Source organism: Pedobacter folensis, from assembly GCF_056490665.1.
Genome location: NZ_JBWJIF010000001.1, coordinates 383,113 through 399,816 on the forward strand (window position 1 = coordinate 383,113; position 16,704 = coordinate 399,816).

8 protein-coding genes are annotated in these 16,704 nt (G+C 41.6%); all 8 read left to right on the plus strand.

From position 1 onward, the window contains the following. Position 1 precedes the first annotated feature (1 nt). Positions 2-3,076, plus strand: a complete 3,075-nt coding sequence (locus AC04QZ_RS01430; protein WP_478356278.1) for a SusC/RagA family TonB-linked outer membrane protein — start codon at positions 2-4, stop codon at positions 3,074-3,076. A 96-nt stretch (positions 3,077-3,172) separates the two neighbouring features. After that, complete coding sequence (locus AC04QZ_RS01435) at positions 3,173-4,945, plus strand: RagB/SusD family nutrient uptake outer membrane protein (RefSeq protein WP_478356279.1); 1,773 nt, start codon at positions 3,173-3,175, stop codon at positions 4,943-4,945. 105 nt (positions 4,946-5,050) lie between these two features. Further along, on the plus strand, positions 5,051-6,880 hold the full coding sequence (locus tag AC04QZ_RS01440; RefSeq protein WP_478356280.1) for a glycoside hydrolase family 2 protein: 1,830 nt from the start codon (positions 5,051-5,053) through the stop codon (positions 6,878-6,880). Between the two features lie 3 nt (positions 6,881-6,883). Further along, a complete protein-coding gene (locus AC04QZ_RS01445; protein ID WP_478356281.1) occupies positions 6,884-7,978 on the plus strand; it encodes an endo-1,4-beta-xylanase in 1,095 nt (364 codons plus the stop codon). Positions 7,979-7,987: 9 nt separating this feature from the next. Continuing rightward, complete coding sequence (locus tag AC04QZ_RS01450) at positions 7,988-10,207, plus strand: glycoside hydrolase family 3 N-terminal domain-containing protein (protein ID WP_478356282.1); 2,220 nt, start codon at positions 7,988-7,990, stop codon at positions 10,205-10,207. Positions 10,208-10,382: 175 nt separating this feature from the next. Next, positions 10,383-13,037, plus strand: coding sequence for a glycoside hydrolase family 2 TIM barrel-domain containing protein (locus AC04QZ_RS01455; RefSeq protein WP_478356283.1), 2,655 nt, complete (start codon positions 10,383-10,385; stop codon positions 13,035-13,037). A gap of 13 nt (positions 13,038-13,050) precedes the next feature. Next, positions 13,051-14,226, plus strand: coding sequence for a DUF5009 domain-containing protein (locus tag AC04QZ_RS01460; RefSeq protein WP_478356284.1), 1,176 nt, complete (start codon positions 13,051-13,053; stop codon positions 14,224-14,226). A 13-nt stretch (positions 14,227-14,239) separates the two neighbouring features. Next, complete coding sequence (locus tag AC04QZ_RS01465; protein WP_478356285.1) at positions 14,240-16,702, plus strand: glycoside hydrolase family 2 TIM barrel-domain containing protein; 2,463 nt, start codon at positions 14,240-14,242, stop codon at positions 16,700-16,702. Positions 16,703-16,704: the final 2 nt, after the last annotated feature.

Consider the following 16,704-nt stretch of genomic DNA (forward strand, 5'->3'; position numbering starts at 1 on the left):
TATGAAATTTATACAATCAAAATATATCATTTGTCTCTTATTCATGATGGCGGGAATGCTGAATGTTTATGGGCAAAAACCTGATGAGAAATTAACCGTAACCGGAAAGGTTGTAGATCAGGATAAAAAACCGCTGCCTGGCGTAACCATTTCCATTCAGGAAGATAAAAGCAATAAAGCGGTTTCTACCGGAACAGATGGTAGCTTTTCTATGGAGGTAAGCAGCAGCGATGTGCTGGTATTTAAATATGTTGGATTTGGGACTATTTTAAAACCGGCAAGCGAAGTGAACAAGGGAGATGTAATCTTAACCAGGTCTTTAATTGATGCCGGTGATGATGACAATGTATATATCCCTTTTGGGGTAAGAAAGAGAAGAGCGGTTACGGCAACCATTAGTACCATTCGTGCGGAAGACCTTCCTCAGATCCCTTCATCTTCATTAACCAATGTTTTTACGGGCAGATTAGCCGGGCTGGCCGTGTATCCGAGTGGCTCGCAGCAACCGGGCTACGATGCCTCCAGTTTTCTGGTAAGGGGACGCTCATCTTACAATAGTAACCAGGAGCCTTTGGTTTTGGTTGATGGCATTGAAAGAGATTTTACTTCAATGGACTTAAGTGAAATTGAGAGTGTAAGTGTATTAAAAGATGCAGCCACTTTGGCCTGGTATGGTATGTATGGCGGTAATGGCGTAATTTATGTAAAAACCCGTCGCGGTAGTGCCACTTCTACAAAAGTAAGTTTCGACGCACAGGCCGGGCTTCAGGCTCCGCTGCAGATTACCGCTCCTTTAGATGCCTATTCATACGCTACACTCTATAACGAGGCATCCATCAACAGTGGAGGTGCAAGCGTTTATGGTCCCGCGGCATTACAGGCCTATCAGGATGGCTCAGATCCTATAAAATACCCAAATAATAATTTTGTAAGGGATTTTACCAAAAGAGTAGCGCCAACGCAACGTTATGTAGCTTCGGTAACAGGTGGTAATGCTTTTATCAAATACTACACAGTTTTAAGTGCTTACCAGCAAGGTGGTTTTTACAAAGGTGGCAATAACGAAACTTATGATGCCAATACCGATTTTAACCGTTATAACCTGCGCACCAATTTAGATCTGCATGTGAACAAAAACTTAGATGTTGCCTTAGATATTGGTGGCAGGATCACCAATCTTACTTTCCCGAATGCAGGTACAGGTGCTTTTTTAACTACAGTATATTCCACACCGGCAAATGCCTTTCCTATTTTAAATCCTAACGGATCTTATGGTGGTACATCAGTTTATCAGCAAAGTAACCCATTGGCGATGATGCAGGCCAGGGGAGCCAGTACCGATTTAATGCGGAATATGATTGCAACCATTAGTGCCCGTCAGAAAATGGATGGTATTTTAAAAGGATTATCGGCCGAAGTGTTTTATGCTTATGACATTGCGGGCTTATACCGCTCTGGCTTTGCCGAAACCTATGCAACAGCCGTACTTAATGCCGATGGCTCTTATTCGCCATTTGGCACGGCCAGTAAAGTGAATTATCAGGGCAATGTGTTCTCTGGCAACGTGAAAAAAAGTGAGTTTTGGGCTGGTTTAGATTATAACAGAACATTTGGTAAACATGATATTAAATTTTCTACCAGGGTTTCGAGAGCAAATTTATCTTCTTTCGGGAATTTAGATGTACGCAGAGAGGGCTGGTCTAACCGTTTATCGTACAATTTTATCCAGCGTTATTTTGTAGATGTAACAGCCAATTATTCTGGCTCTGAAAATTTTGCGCCTGGAAAAAGATATGGTTTTTTCCCGGCAGCATCTGCCGGATGGATTATTTCTGATGAGAATTTTATGAAAGGATCTACTGGTTTTCTTGATCTGCTAAAAATCAGGGGATCTTATGGCCTGGTAGGTAATGATGCCATTGGTTCGGCCAGAAGGTTTGCTTTTAACGATTTCTTTAGCAGAAGTACCACGGGTTATAACTTCGGGACCGCTTTTGCAGGTGTTGGCGGTACAGGTCAATTGGCATTGGCCAATCCTGATTTAACCTGGGAAAAAGCATATAAAACCAGTGTTGGTTTTGATGCGAAAATGTTTAAACAATCATTAGCCATCAGCGCTGATTATTTTTATGAAAACAGAAAAGACTTAACTACTGCTTCTTTATTGCCAAGTTTGCTCGGACAAGGGTTGATTTATGTGAATGAGGGCGAAGCAGAGTACAAAGGCTTTGAAACTAGTATTAATTACAATAAAAAATTAGGCGGCGTTGATTTAAACGTTTTTGGAAACTTTACCTATAACGTAAGTGAAATCCTGGCCATTAATGAGGCAGCTGGCTTACCGGCTTATCAAAAAGCATTGGGACATCCCATTTCGAGTGTAATTTCGCCTGCTGCAACCGCAACTACTCCTGCCGGATATATCTCTACCATGCTAATATCTGACGGTATTTTCCAGTCGCAGGCGCAGATTGATGCTTCACCAAAACAAATTCTGTCAAGAGAGGTAAAACCAGGCGATATTAAATATGTTGATCAAAACGGAGATGGAATCATTAACGATCTGGACAGAATAAGGACCGATTTCAACTTTGTGCCTAAAGCTTTCTTCGGTTTTGGTGCTTCGGTTTCTGTTAAAAACTTCGATATCAATTTCCTATTTCAAGGTACCAGTGGCAGGTCAATTACCATTCAAAATCTGGTTAATTCGGGTAATGCCAACAATGGTTACCTCAGTCAGTTCAGCGTAGACCGGTGGACACCACAGAATCCGGGTGCTGCTTACCCACGACTATTATTAACCGATAGGGGGAACAATACCGCAAACTCCGATTTTTGGATCCGTTCTGGCGATTACATCAGGCTGAAAAACGTAGAACTTGGTTATTCTCTGCCATCGTCATTTACCAGAAAGTTAAGAATCTCACAGCTTCGTTTTTATGTGGGTGGATTAAACCTGTTAACCTTTGATAAACTTGGCGATTTACCCATCGATCCGGAGTTGCCAGAATCGGGATACAATGCCTCATATCCTTACATGAAAATTTATTCATTAGGGATGAACTTGAAATTTTAAAAGATAAGACAATGAAACCATCATGATTTTACAAACTTATAATAAGATACATTAAAATCATGATCGCTTCATCACCATTGAAATAAATAAAAAAAGATGAAAAAAAATATATTTTATCTAATCCTTGCCTTTGTAGCTTTAGCGCTAGCTGGATGTAAAAAATCTGACTTTCTTCAAGATGGTTCTTTTAGTGGAGGTAACGATATTACGGAAGCGCAGTTATGGGCCAACCCTGATTATGCCAGAAATTTTCTGAACAATGTATATGCTGTTCTTTCCGATCGCTATAACCTCGGTGATGGCTCCTTACTGGCCTCAGGAAGCGACGAAGCGGTAAATTCCAATCAGAATTCATCAATTTCTACACTTAACAATGGTACTTGGAGCCCGGTTAGAACCTTTGATGATGTTTATGCCGATATGTATGTAGGCATCAGAAAAGCAAACATGTTCCTTGAAAAAGTGGATGGCAGTGCAATTGTTCCAATTGATGAAGTATTGCCGGCAAACGTAGCCGAAAACCAGACTTATGCCGCGCAAATAGAGCGTTTAAAAGGACAGGCTTATTTTTTAAGGGCATTTTTTCAATTCGAACTGCTTAAACGTTATGGAAGTTTTCCAATTGTAACCAAAACACTAACCATTAACGATAATCTGGACTTACCCAGAAATACCTTCGATCAATGTGTGGCGCAGATTTCGGCAGACTGTGATGCTGCGATAGCCAGATTGCCAATTTCGCCGGCAGATTGGAACAATGTAAATCGTGGAAGAGCCGCACAAACCTCAGCGATGGCGCTAAAGGCCAGGATGTTGTTATATGCGGCCAGTCCTCAATATAACCCAACAGGCGATGCTGCCAAATGGCAAGCTGCTGCAGATGCAGCAAAACGTATAATAGATACGGGCAAACATGGTATTTTTGCTGCATATCAAAATATATGGTTGTGGAATGCAACTAACGCAGCCTATAATAATGAAGTTATTTTTGCCACGCAAACACTCAATACGAACACCATCGAATCAAGCAATGCACCGGTTAGTTATGATGGCGCAACAGGCCGTACTAACCCGACACAGGAAATGGTTGATGCTTTTGAAATGAAAACGACTGGCAAAGCAATTACCGATGCAAACTCGGGTTATGTGGCCACCAATCCTTATGCAAACCGCGATCCCAGGCTGGCTTTTGCTATAATGTTTAATACAGCTTCAGTTCAACCGGTTGTAGCGGCCAATAATTTTAAAGGTAAACCAGTTGAAACTTTTGTTGGAGGTAAAGATGGGTTAAACTTAAACGTTAATGCGACCAAAACAGGTTACTACATGCGTAAGTATCTGAGTGAAAATGCCGTTTGGACGGGTACCGCAACTAACGTTCGCCGTCCTTGGATATTCTTCAGGTATGCAGAGGTACTGTTAAATTATGCTGAAGCACTTAACGAGGCACAGGGACCAGCTGCTTTAACCGAAATCCTAAAATCAGTAAATGCCGTTCGCCAACGAAAAAATACAGCTACGCCTGCACAGAGTGTTGATATGCCAGCTTTACAAACCACTAATCCATCAGCTGCGGGTTATGTCGCCCCAACCAAAGAAGAATTACGCAAGCGGATCCACAATGAGCGACGGGTAGAACTTTGCTTCGAAGAACAACGTTTTTACGATGTACGCCGATGGAAAGAAGGAGAGATCACGTTTAACAAGCCTGTTACAGGCATGAGAATCGTTCAGCTTACACCAACAACGTTTAGCTATACACCATTTACAGTAGAAAACAGGGTGTTTACAGCTAAAAACTATTTATATCCAATTGCTCAAAATGAATTAAATAAAGCCCCTGGCTTGGGGCAAAACCCTGGTTATTAACGAAAAACTGAATTTTGCTCAAATTTAGGCGGGCGGTGGAAACACCGTCCGTTAATTAATTGTTAGTTTTGAAACGATCAATTAATTAATATTAAAACTTAAGTTATGCTAAAAACAACCTATAGCGTATTTTTAATCTGCTTTTCGCTCCTTTCATCAGTTAGTTACGGTCAGGTTACCGCTATACAGAACATTCAGGCCCGGAAAATCCAGAGCCTTAATGGTAAATGGAATTATATTGTCGATCCTTACGAAAACGGTTATTACGATTACCGCCATGAACCATTCGATCAGTCGAAAACCGGAACCGGAGGTTATTTTGACGATAAAGTGCAGAAAGATAAGTCGGAACTGATCGAATATGATTTCGATCATTCGCCTCAAATGAATGTTCCAGGCGACTGGAACTCGCAATCAGAAAAATTAGAACTTTACGAAGGCAATGTTTGGCTGCGCAAAAAGTTTGATGCAAAACCCGAAAAAGGAAAAAAGTACTTCGTATACTTCGGTGCAGTAAACTATGAGGCCCATGTTTACCTCAACGGTAAAAAACTGGGTGTACACAAAGGCGGTTTTACGCCTTTCCAGTTCGATGTAACCAGCAATTTAAAAGTTGGCGAAAACTCCATTGTGCTTAAAGTTGATAATATCCGTAAACAGGATGAAATTCCTACCGTAAATACCGATTGGTGGAATTATGGAGGGATTACCCGTGATGTTTTTTTAGCCGAATTTCCTGAACATTTTATCAGTGATTACAAACTTCAGCTCGTTAAAGGAAACAATAACCTGTTAAATTTTTCGGTTAAACTTGCTGATGCAACCGCCGGACAGGAAATTACACTCTCTATTCCTGAATTAAAGCTGGAAAAGAAGTATAAAACAGATGGTGAAGGTAAAATTGCAGATGAATTTACCTGGAACAATTTAAGTTTATGGTCGCCGGAAACACCAAAATTATATGCCGTAAATATTAAAACCGATAAAGAAAATATTAACGATAAAATCGGTTTCAGGACCATCCAGGTTGAAGGTGATAGCATCCTGTTGAACGGTAAATCTGTTTTTTTAAGGGGAATATCGCTACACGATGAAAATCCGCTTTTAGCTGGTCGTTTACGCTCGGAAGGTGACATGCGCATGATGTTGCAATGGGCCAAAGATATGAACTGTAACTATGTTCGCCTGGCGCATTACCCCCATAATGAAGAAATGATTCGCCTTGCTGACGAAATGGGACTATTGGTTTGGGCTGAAGTTCCGGTTTATTGGACCATTAGCTGGACCAACCCGGCAACTTATGCCAATGCAAAAAAACAATTGACTGATTTAATCGTACGCGATAAAAACAGGGCAAGTGTGATCGTTTGGTCAATTGGTAATGAAACTCCGCTTAGTGATGCCCGTTTAAGTTTTATGAGTAATCTGGCAGAAACTGCCCGCTCTTTAGATGATACCCGTTTGGTGGCTGCGGCCCTGGAGGTACACCGTGAAGGAAATAACATCATTTTAAACGATCCCCTGGGCGAAAAAATCGACCTGGTAAGTTTTAATGAGTACGCTGGCTGGTACTGGGGAGGTAATCCATCCGAAATTACCAAATACAATTTCGATATCAAATACAAAAAACCGGTGGTGATTACGGAGTTTGGTGGCGATGCGCTGGGCGGTTTCCATGCGGATGAAAATACCCGTTGGAGCGAAGAATACCAGGAAGCATTATACAAAAACCAGATTGCCATGTTAAGCAAAATTAGTGCTTTACGCGGAATGACACCATGGATTTTAACCGATTTCAGATCACCAAGAAGACAACATCCTATTTATCAGAATTTCTGGAACCGTAAAGGTTTGATCAGCGAAACAGGCAAGAAAAAGAAAGCCTTTTTTGTGCTCAAAGATTTTTACGACCAGATGCAGGTCAAATACAAATAAAACATGAACAGATTACAGAAAATTAGTTTCGCTTCGAAAATCATGATTTCGATGTCGCTGTTAACCCTCTCTTGTGCCAAATACAAGAGCACCAGCATTGATCCAGGGATTTTAATACAGCCACATCAAAAAGAAGAAATCAGCTTACAAAAAAATATGCCTTTCCCAATGGGGGCCGCTGTTAATGTAAGTTTTTTAAAAAGCAACGCGAATTACCGTAATCTGGTCGTTAAAGAATTTAATAGTGTTACGGCAGAAAATGCCATGAAATTTGCATCCCTACATCCCTCAAAAGATACCTACAACTGGAGCGATGCAGATTACCTGGTCGATTTTGCCGTAGCCAATGGAAAAAGGGTACATGGCCATACCTTAAACTGGTACAAATCACTTCCCGATTGGGTGAATAACTTTCAGGGCAATACCGCCGAGTGGGAAAACCTGTTAAAGACACATATCCAGACCGTTGTGGGCCACTTTAAGGGGAAAGTAGTTTCATGGGATGTGGTAAACGAAGCCGTTAATGAAGACGGTACCATGCGCAACAGCATCTGGGTACAGAAATTAGGGGTAGATTATATTGGCAGGGCATTTCAATATGCACATGAAGCCGATCCAAACGCTTTACTTTTTTACAATGATTATGGTCATGAATTTGGCCCTACAAAACGTACAGCAATATTAAACCTCGTGATAGGCTTAAAAAACAAGGGAATTCCGATTGATGGAATTGGCATCCAGATGCATACCCGCGTTACGCAGACTGATGCAAATTTAACAGCTGCCATTACCACTGCGGCAGCAACAGGTCTAAAAATCCACATTTCTGAAATAGATATAGCACTTAATCCCGATAATGTGCAGTCGATGACATACAGCACGACTTTGGGCGAGCAACAGGCAGCAAAATATAAAACCATTGTGCAGGCGTATAATGCCATTCCGAAAAGCCAGCAATTCGGGATCACGCAGTGGAATGTTACCGATGCCGACAGTTGGATACCATCCAATTATAGCCGCCCCGACTGGCCTTTGCCTTTCGATGCACAATACCAGCGAAAAGCAGCTTATCAGGGAATTTTAGACGGAGTTAAATAGCCATAATTAATGAGAAGATATTTACCATTAGCCTTAATCTTAGGGGTGTCCCTTTCCGCAGTTGCGCAGGATAAAAAGATCGAAAAGAGAATTGATTCAGTTTTAAAACTGATGACGCTGGATGAGAAAATCGGCCAGTTAAATCAATATACGGGTGATCGGGATGCAACAGGACCGATTACGAATAATCCCAATAAGTTAAAAGATATCCGCGACGGCAAATTAGGTTCCATGCTCAATGTGCGTGGTGCCAAAGAAACCCGCGAAGTGCAGGAAGTAGCCATGCAATCGAGAATGAAAATTCCCTTGATTTTCGGTTTGGATGTCATTCATGGGTATCGGGTTACCTTCCCAATTCCACTGGCCGAGGCCGCAAGCTGGGATTTGGCAGAAATGGAAAATGCCGCAAGGGTGGCTGCACGGGAAACGGCTGCATCTGGGGTACACTGGACATTCGCACCCATGGTTGATATTGCCCGCGATCCACGCTGGGGAAGGGTAATGGAAGGGGCAGGAGAAGATACTTACCTGGGTTCTAAAATTGCTTTTGCCCGTGTAAAAGGTTTTCAGGGCAAAGGTTTAGGTAACCTCGACGCCATTATGGCCTGTGCAAAACACTTTGCCGCTTATGGTGCGGCCATTGCCGGTAGAGATTACAATGCGGTTGATATGAGCGAACATACTTTATGGGAAACGTATTTGCCGCCATTTAAAGCTGCGGTTGATGCTGGTGCAGCTACTTTTATGAACTCTTTTAATACCCTGAACGGCATTCCAGCCACTGGAAACGCTTACCTGCAACGCGATATTTTAAAAGGACAATGGAAATACCAGGGTTTTGTGGTAAGCGACTGGGGATCGATTGGAGAGATGATTGCTCATGGTTACGCTAAAGATAAAGAACAAGCCGCAGAACTGGCCCTAAAAGCAGGTAGCGATATGGATATGGAAAGCAGAAGTTATCTGCCAAGTCTGGCCAAACTGCTTGCCGATAAAAAAGTGTCAGTTGCTTTGATTGATGATGCCGTAAGAAGGATTTTACGCAAGAAATTCGAATTGGGTTTGTTTGATGACCCATACCGTTTCAGCAACGAAAGCCGTCAGGAAAAAGAGCTGAATTCTGCTGAAAACAGAAAAGCTTCCTTAAGAATGGCCGAGAAAAGTATCGTGCTCTTGAAAAATGAGAATCAGGTTTTACCACTATCTAAAAACTTAAAAAAAATCGCGGTGATTGGTCCTTTGGGTAAATCTGAAAAAGATATGCAGGGGTTCTGGTCTATTGCCTGGGAGAAAGATAACCTGGTTTCCTTATACCAGGGATTAAAAAATAAGGTCGGCAATCAAACCGAACTATTATATGCCAAAGGCTGTGAGGTAGCCGATTCTTCAAAAGCTGGCTTTGCCGAAGCTGTAGCAGTGGCTAAACAAGCTGATGTGGTGATTATGGCCGTTGGCGAAACTTTAGATATGAGCGGTGAGGCAAAAAGTAAAGCCAATATCCATATGCCTGGTGTACAGGAAGATTTAATTAAAGCCATCCAGGCTACAGGCAAACCTGTGGTGGTTTTGGTCATGGCTGGTCGACCGTTAATTTTCAACTGGACAGCCGATCACGTTCCGGCCATTATGTATACCTGGTGGTTAGGCAGTGAGGCAGGTAATGCCATGGCCAATGTGCTTTATGGTGATTACAACCCGGCGGGCAAATTACCGATGACTTTCCCACGCGATGAAGGACAGATCCCTTTGTATTATAACTACCTAAGCACGGGCCGTCCGGCTAAAAATGATAAGGATACCCGTTACCGTTCTGCGTATTTAGACATGCCAAACAGCCCGAAATTTGCTTTCGGATACGGTTTGAGTTATACCACTTTCGATTATACCGATTTAACGCTGAGCAAAACACAAATCAAACAGGACGAAAAAATTACGGTAAGTTTTACTTTAAAAAATACTGGTAAATATGCCGGAGAAGAGGTTGTTCAACTTTATCTGCAGGATAAATTTGCTTCCGTAGTACGTCCGGTTAAAGAATTGAAAGATTTTCAGAAAGTAATGTTAAAAGCAGGAGAGCGCAAAACCATCACTTTCACTATCGATAAAGAGAAACTTTCTTTTTATAACCAACAACTAAAATGGGCTGCCGAAGCCGGCGATTTTAAATTAATGATCGGAACCGCTTCGAATAATATTAAACTGGAAAAGGATTTTACACTATTAAACTAGATTGGCCACGGAGACACAGAAACACGGAAGATTGTGTTAACCAGCTTTGTGAACTTAGTGCCTTAGTGGTTTAAAAAAAAAATATACAATTCGTGGCGACACGAATGACAGGGGGAAGGAGTTGAAAACAAAGTTTTCCGCGCCTCTGTGGCAAAAATAATTACGAAGATATAACATGAAGAAATCATCCCTACGATCGAAATCACTTTTATTATTACTTATTGCCGCAATTACCGGTCTAAGCACTTATGCCCAGGATGCAGACCGGAAAACCATCAGCTTAAACGATCAATGGGAATTTAACAAAGAAAACGGACCAGTTGAAAAAGTGAATATTCCACATACCTGGAACGATAAAGATGTTTTGGATGATGCACCAGGTTATTACCGCGGATTAGGAATTTACAAACGTAAACTCAAACTCGATGAAAGCGTAAAAGGTAAAGCTATTTTCCTGGTGTTTAACGGCGTAGCACAGGAAGCAGAAGTATTGGTTAATGGTAAAACTGCCGGCAAACATATTGGCAGTTATACCCGTTTTATCGTCCCGATTTCTTCATTTTTGAACTTTAAAGATGATGTAATCGAAGTTAGGGCAAACAACAGATTTAACGAAGATATTCCACCACTCACCGCCGATTTTACTTTTTTTGGTGGTTTGTATCGCAATGTTACCCTGTTGATGACCAATCCGGTGCACTTTTCGCAGAAAGAAAATGGCAGTTCAGGTGTTTTTATCACTACGCCGCAGGTTTCAGCGTCAACCGCAAGTGTACAGGTAAAAAGTTCAGTTGATAATACAGCCACCACCAGCCAAAAAGTACAGGTGATGACTACCATTTTCGATGCAAATGGAAAAATGGTAACCAGTCAAAATACTACGGCGAATGTAAACAAAGGCGGAAATACGGTGGTCATTCAGGATATCAAAGCGATTCAGAAACCTCAGTTATGGTCACCTGAAAATCCTTATCTGTACCGGGTGGTGACTAAGATTATCGATCCTAAGACCAAATCAGTGATCGATCAGGTCTCCAATCCATTAGGTTTCCGCTGGTTTAAGTTCGATGCCGAAAAAGGATTTTTCTTAAACGATCAGCCTGTAAAAATTATTGGTGCGAGTCGTCATCAGGATTACGAAAACAGGGGTAATGCCACACCCGATGCCTTACAGATTAAAGATATCGAACTACTTAAGGCAATGGGGGGTAACTTTTTAAGGGTAGCGCATTATCCGCAGGATCCACAGATTTTAGAAGCCTGTGATCGTTTGGGTATTCTGGCTTCGGTGGAAATCCCGGTGGTCAACACCATTACCGAATCGGAGGCTTTCACCACTAATTGTTTGAACATGCAGACGGAAATGATTAAACAAAATTTCAATCACCCAAGTATCATCATTTGGGCTTATATGAACGAAATTTTATTGCGTTTAAAGTTTTCCAACGATAAACCCCGTCAGCAAATCTATTTTGACCACGTTCGCGGACTAGCCCAAAAATTAGACAGTTTAACCCGTAAACTCGATCCCGCCCGATATACCCTTTTGGTCAACCATGGTGCCTGGGATATCTACAATAAAGTTGGTTTGACTAAAATCCCGATGATTGTAGGCTGGAACTTATATTCAGGCTGGTACTCTGGTGTACCCGAAGATTTCGCTAAATTTTTAGACCGTCACCATAAAGATTTACCCCATACACCTTTTATGGTTACCGAGTTTGGGGCCGATGCTGATCCAAGGATCCGTTCTTTTTCGCCTATCCGTTTCGATAAAAGTGTTGAATATGGCATTAAGTTTAACCAGGTTTACCTGAATGCCATGCTCAGCAGGCCATTTGTAGCCGGTGGCCAGGCCTGGAATTTAGCCGATTTCAATTCTGAAACCCGTGAGGAAACCATGCCGCACATCAACAACAAAGGGCTCTTAACCATTGGCCGTGAGCCAAAAGATACCTATTTCCTGTATCAGGCTTATTTGTTGGGAAAACCCTTTATAAAAATTACTTCAGCACAATGGAAAGATAGAACAGGTATTGCTGATTCTGCCACTTTAACCAGTACACAACCCATTCAGGTAGCCACTAACCTTAAATCGGCAGAACTTTTTTTGAACGGCAAAAGTTTAGGTTTAAAAGAGGCGGTAGATCATATTATCGACTGGCAAGTGCCCTTTGTTAACGGTAAAAACCAGTTGCGTGTCGTTGCTGGCGATCAAAATGATCAGGCTGATATTCAATTCCAGTTACAGCCATTCAAGTTTAATGATGTCAATATTCCTTTTAAAAATATCAATATTCTTTTGGGATCAAAACGTTTTTATATCGACGAAAAGGAACAGCAGATCTGGATGCCCGATCAGCCCTACAAAACCGGTGCCTGGGGTTGGATTGGCGGCGAACCTTACAAGGGAACCAATAACCGCATCACTTACGGCAGCGATAAGAATATTTTAGGTACCGATAACGATCCGGTTTACCAGACGCAGCAGGTAGGCATTAAACAGTTTAGATTCGATGTGCCAGATGGCGAGTACGAGTTGGCACTGCATTTTGCCGAACTCGTAGGTGGCGAAACCAAAGAAGCTTTAGCTTATAACTTAGACAATAACCATAAAAAAGAAATAGAAGAGCAGCGCATTTTTGATGTTTCGGTTAATGGAACACTATTGATGTCTAAAGTAAATCTGGCTGCCAATTTCGGTTATACTACAGCGGTAAAGAAAACAACCAGAATTACGGTACAGAATGGGAAGGGCATTTTAATTGAATTTAAAGCCATAGAGGGGAAAGCTGTTTTAAACGCTGTTCAACTTAGAAAAATCTACTAATCCATCAGATAAAATGAACCAACTGCCACTCCGGATTTTATCAATCGACGTTTTAAGGGCCATCACCATGTTACTGATGATCTTTGTAAACGATGTTGCCGGTGTTTCAAATATTCCGCAATGGATTGAGCATACGCCTGCAGCGGTAGACGGAATGGGTTTTTCAGATCTCATTTTTCCGGCTTTTCTTTTTATCGTTGGCCTTTCATTGCCATTTGCCATCCAAAGCAGAAAAGATAAAGGCGCAGGGCTGTTTTCGATTTCAGCTTACATTGCCTTAAGAGCACTGGCTTTAATCGTAATGGGCTTTTTTCATGTTAACTTAGAAAATTACGATCGCCATTCCGTTTTGTTGCCTTATCCGGTTTATACCATTCTCATCACCATGGCCTTCTTTTTAATCTGGCTGGATTATCCTGCAGAACTCTCGAAAGTTAAAAAGAACGGATTGATCGGCTTAGGTATTTTGCTCCTTATCGTGCTGGCATTGCTGTATAAAGGTGGCTCAGCTACGCATCCTGAAGGCCTAAAACCGCATTGGTGGGGCATTTTGGGGATCATCGGCTGGGCTTATCTAGTTTCGGCATTTGTTTATCTTTTCGCTAAAGGTAATTTGTTGCTGCTCATGATCGCTTTTGTGGCCTTTGCAGCCATTAACATCACGACCCATTTAGGTATTTTTAAACATCATTTATGGATTATTGGCGATGCTTCGTCAATTGTGTTGATGTTAGGCGGTGCATTGATTACTTCGATGTATAAAAAACTGATCGGGGTTAAAAAATACCTCGATTTCTGGATTCTGATTAGTTTTTATGGTTTATTGTCCTTCACTTTTGGTATGTTCATCAGGCCGTATGCAGGCGGAATTTCTAAAATTTATGCCACACCAGCCTGGGTATTTGTATGCATGGGCATTACCATTCTGGTTTTCGAATTATTGATCTACCTGGTAGATGTTAAACAGAAAAAAGGTTGGTTTAAGCTCATTAAACCTGCCGGTACCAGTACCTTAACCTGTTACCTCATTCCTTATTTGTTGTACGCGCTTTTGAGTTTGGTCCATTTTCACTTTCCGCATTTCATGAGTTCGGGTATTGGAGGGATTTTCAGGTCGTTTTTGATGGCATTTTTAGTGATCGGTATAGTGTACTTTTTAGAGAAGAAAAAATTGCGTTTAAAAGTTTAATATTCAAAAATTTATGTTGAAGTTATTTAGATATATAGTCTTATTTATTTCCTTGTTTAACAGTCAGTTATCGTTTGCGCAGCGATCTGTCCGCTTAAATAATAATTGGGAATTTTTAAAGCAAGATTTAGGAGGCATATGGGAGGCTGTACGCCCGGTTGGTGTAGGTAATCCGGAAGCTGTACCGCTGTGGCAGAAAGTGAGTTTGCCGCATTGCGTTAACGCTGAAGATGCGGTAGATCCTGATGTAAATTATTATCAGGGCCCCGCCTGGTACCGTACCCAGCTTAACATCGAAAACCCTTATCAAAATGGCAGAACAATCCTGCATTTCGAAGGTGCGGGACAAAAAACAGAAGTTTATGTGTACACGACCAAGGTAGGCGTGCATGTGGGTGGTTACGATGAATGGACGGTTGATATTACCGATGCTGTTGCCGCTTTCCAAAAAACAGCTGTTTATCAAAAACAGTTTAAGGGTAAAGTTCCTGTTTCAGTACGGACGGATAATTCAAGAGATCTCGAAATGATCCCTTCTGATTTGTCAGATTTTAACGTTTACGGCGGTATTTACCGCTACCTGAATTTGGTTTATACACCTTCGTTATCCGTTGATAAAATGTTTGCTAAAGCTGAGGTAGATGCGCAGGGTAAATTGGGTAAATTGTCTGTCAAGGCACGTTTGTACAATCCTGTCGGACTTAAAGAAGCGACTATTCAGTTGAAATTGATTGATGCCGCCGGAAAAATCGTGAGCAAAACAGAGAAAAAACTTAACGATTTATCTGCTGATGTTGATTTATGGTCGTTAGAAATCAAGAAACCACAATTATGGTCAACGGAGAAACCTGTGCAATATCGTTTGCAATATGAAGTTATTTCTGCAGCAGGGAATTATAAAGGAGAAGAGAAAATTGGTTTCCGGCATATCGAATTTGTAGAAAAAGGACCATTTAACCTCAATGGGAAACGTTTATTGTTGCGCGGAACCCACCGGCATGAAGACCATGCAGGTGTAGCTGCAGCAATGACCGAAGACATGATCCGCGAGGAAATGCAGATGATGAAAGATATGGGGGTTAACTTTATCCGCTTAGGGCATTATCAGCAATCGCGCATTGTTTTAAACCTTTGCGATAGTTTAGGGATTATGGTGTGGGAAGAAATTCCATGGTGCCGCGGAGGTTTAGGAGGCGAAGTATACAAACAGCAGGCCCGTAGAATGCTCACCAACATGGTTGAGCAACATTTTAATCATCCGGCCATTATCATCTGGGGGATGGGTAACGAAAACGACTGGCCGGGCGATTTCCCTGAATTTGATAAAGAAAAGATCAGGACTTTCATGAAAGAGCTCAACGATCTCTCGCATAAACTGGATAAATCGCGTTATACTGCCATTCGCCGCTGCGATTTCTGTAGCGATATTGTAGATGTATATTCTCCTTCTATTTGGGCAGGCTGGTACCGTGGCGCATATACCGATTACAAAAAAGCGTCAGAAGATGAATTTGCGAAGGTAAAACGCTTTTTACATGTAGAATGGGGGGGCGATAGCCATGCACTACGTCACTCAGAAAACCCGGATAAAGCTTTAAGTAAGATTAAAACAGGTGGCAGTGCCGATGAAAGGGCAGGTGACGCTTCGTTATACGGTGGTGCGGCAAGGATTTCTAAAGATGGCGACTGGAGCGAATCGTACATCACCAACTTAATCGACTGGCATTTAAAAGAGCAGGAAACCATGCCCTGGTTAAGTGGTACGGCTTACTGGCCATTCAAAGATTTTTCAACCCCTGTTCGTCCCGATAATCCGGTGCCATACATGAACCAGAAAGGGGTGATAGAAAGAGATTTTACCAAAAAAGAAGCTTATTATGTTTTTCAGTCTTATTGGACGGAAAAACCGATGGTGCATATTTACGGACATACCTGGCCAATCCGTTGGGGCGACGAAGGCGAAGAGAAAATGGTTAAAGTTTATTCGAACTGTACCGATGCTGAAATTTTCCTTAACGGCAAAAGTTTTGGTAGTAAAAAACGCAATAGTCAGGATTACCCTGCAGCGGGTTTACGCTGGAACCTTCCCTTTGTAAAGGGCGAAAACACGGTTAAGGTAATAGCCAGAAAAGGGAAAGAGACCATAACCGATGAAATTAAATTTACTTATCAAACCGAAAAATGGACAAAGCCAGTTAAAATGGAACTGAAAAAAATCAGTCAGCAAGATGATGTGGCCACCCTAGAAGTAAAGCTTTTTGATGCGAAGGGTGTTCCATGTTTAGACGCCATTAATTGGATAACTTTTGGTTTAACTGGTGATGGTAAATTAATTGATAATCAAGGTACTTCATCAGGATCGCGTAAAGTACAGGCCTATAACGGCAGGGCCATTATTAAAGTTAAATTAAACAAGGGTCAGAGTGCTGTATCCGTTGTTTCTGAAGGTTTAAAAACAGTTTTTAGCACATTATAACA

Coding starts and splice junctions, on each gene's coding strand:
- AC04QZ_RS01430 (WP_478356278.1), top strand. CDS start 2: ATGAAATTTATACAATCAAAATATATCATTTGTCTCTTATTCATGATG.
- AC04QZ_RS01440 (WP_478356280.1), top strand. CDS start 5,051: ATGCTAAAAACAACCTATAGCGTATTTTTAATCTGCTTTTCGCTCCTT.
- AC04QZ_RS01455 (WP_478356283.1), top strand. CDS start 10,383: ATGAAGAAATCATCCCTACGATCGAAATCACTTTTATTATTACTTATT.
- AC04QZ_RS01435 (WP_478356279.1), top strand. CDS start 3,173: ATGAAAAAAAATATATTTTATCTAATCCTTGCCTTTGTAGCTTTAGCG.
- AC04QZ_RS01450 (WP_478356282.1), top strand. CDS start 7,988: ATGAGAAGATATTTACCATTAGCCTTAATCTTAGGGGTGTCCCTTTCC.
- AC04QZ_RS01460 (WP_478356284.1), top strand. CDS start 13,051: ATGAACCAACTGCCACTCCGGATTTTATCAATCGACGTTTTAAGGGCC.
- AC04QZ_RS01445 (WP_478356281.1), top strand. CDS start 6,884: ATGAACAGATTACAGAAAATTAGTTTCGCTTCGAAAATCATGATTTCG.
- AC04QZ_RS01465 (WP_478356285.1), top strand. CDS start 14,240: ATGTTGAAGTTATTTAGATATATAGTCTTATTTATTTCCTTGTTTAAC.